At 25.6% G+C, this 1,127-nt stretch carries 1 protein-coding gene; it reads left to right on the top strand.

Annotated features, from left to right (window positions below; genetic code table 11):
- On the top strand, positions 1–1,127 hold a 1,127-nt coding region (locus tag Q0370_RS01975), incomplete at both ends, for a DKNYY domain-containing protein (protein WP_299571390.1).

Here is a 1,127-nt window from a genome sequence, read left to right as displayed (position 1 = left end):
AAAAGGAATAATGAAATTTATTATAAATTTTCTGAAGAAGATGATTCAGAATTTAAAGTTGAAAATGTGGATTTGAATACATTTAAAATATTGAATGATAAATATGCAAAAGATGATAAAAGTGTTTATTTTTCAGGAAATAAATCGTTTGAAGATGTAGACAGTAAAACTTTTGAAGTGCTGCCAAACTATTATTCAAAAGATAAAAATAATGTTTATAGGCCAATTAATGAATGGATTCACAAAATAAATGGAGCAAATTCAAAAACAATAAAAGTTTTGAATGAATATTATTCAAAAGATGATAAAAATGTGTATTATGATTCAGACAAAATTTCAAATGCAGATGTAAATTCATTTGTAGTTCTGGAAGGAGACCATAGTTATGCAAAAGATAAAAATTCAGTCTATTATTCAGGAGAAAAAATTGAAGGTGCGAATCCAAAAACATTTAAAATAATTGGGGATGGAATGTATTCAAAGGATGATAAAAATGTGTATGCTGCAGTAGACATTATAAAAGATGCAGATCCTCAAACTTTTAGAAGAATCCCTGAAACAAATTATGCCAGAGATAAGAATAACCTGTATTATTACTTTGGAGATGTTAAAAATCTTGGGAAAATAAATGAAAAAGATTTTAAAGTTTTGGATAGTGATTTGATTAAAAATGGAAATGAAATCTACTATTTGGGAGAAAAAGTGAATATAAAAAATCCTGAAAAATTTGAACCAATAAAAGCTTCAGATGATAAACGTATTCTTTATGGAAAAGATGATGAAAATGTATATGCAGTAACGTCAGATGAAAAGCATGGATATTTCAAGGTTATAAAAAATGCTGATAAAGATACTTTTGAAGTAATGGAAAATAGTGATTATTCTAAAGACAAAAATAATGTTTATTATGCAGGATATAATGTTGTGCAGTTACAGGATGTAGATAAAAATAGTTTTACTATTGTAGAAGATGAAGATTTTTCATACGATAAAAAAAATGTTTATTATGCAGGAAGAAAACTGAATGATATAAGTCCAAATGGCTTTAAAGTTATAAGACTGGTTAATAGACGAAATATACCACTTAATTTTTTAAATGACAATAAGAATATATACAAACTTATTGA

Origin of the sequence: uncultured Leptotrichia sp. (genome assembly GCF_938036635.1) — a bacterium.
GTDB lineage: Bacteria > Fusobacteriota > Fusobacteriia > Fusobacteriales > Leptotrichiaceae > Leptotrichia > Leptotrichia hongkongensis.
The sequence above is the reverse complement of the archived record's forward strand: the minus strand, read 5'-3'. Positions and strand labels throughout refer to the sequence as shown.